This window comes from Rhodococcus chondri (genome assembly GCF_036327435.1).
In the GTDB taxonomy this organism is placed as follows: Bacteria; Actinomycetota; Actinomycetes; order Mycobacteriales; family Mycobacteriaceae; genus Rhodococcus; species Rhodococcus chondri.
In genome coordinates this window covers 1-550 of the sequence record NZ_JAUZMZ010000409.1, presented here as the reverse complement: position 1 = coordinate 550, position 550 = coordinate 1, and the positions used below count along the sequence as shown (strand labels likewise).

At 73.3% G+C, this 550-nt stretch carries 1 protein-coding gene; it reads left to right on the top strand.

Translation table 11 applies throughout. The features are described 5' to 3' along the window. Positions 1–550, top strand: a 550-nt coding sequence (locus Q8814_RS26455) for a condensation domain-containing protein (RefSeq protein WP_330154867.1), incomplete at both ends; no start/stop codon positions are given.

Genomic DNA, 550 nt, shown 5'->3' with positions numbered 1-550 from the left:
CAACCGCTTCGACCCGGACTCCGGCGCCTACAACGTCGCCGTCACCCTGCGGCTGACCGGCATCCTGGACCTCGACGCGCTGCGCGCGGCCGTCACCGACATCCTCGGCCGGCACGAAACGCTGCGCACCCGCTACCCGGACTCCGACGCCGGCCCGTACCAGCAGATCGTCCCGGTCGCCGACGCCCTCGGCGAGCGCACGCTCACGGTCGATCCGCTGACCGGCCGGCTCGACGAGCAGCTCCGCGAGGTCATCGGCCGCGGTTTCGACGTCACCCGCGAGATCCCCACCGCGCTCACTGTGCTGCGCGAGAGCGACGACAGCCACGTACTCGTCCTGGTCGTGCACCACATCGCGATCGACGGCTGGTCCATGCAGGCCCTGGCCCGCGACCTCGTCGCCGCCTACAGCGCCCGCAGCGCCGGCGACGCCCCGGCCTGGGAGCCGCTGCCGGTCCAGTACGCCGACTACGCGCTGTGGCAGCGCGACCTCCTCGGCACCGTCGGCGATCCGGAGTCGGTGGCGGCGCGGCAGCTGTCGTTCTGGCGC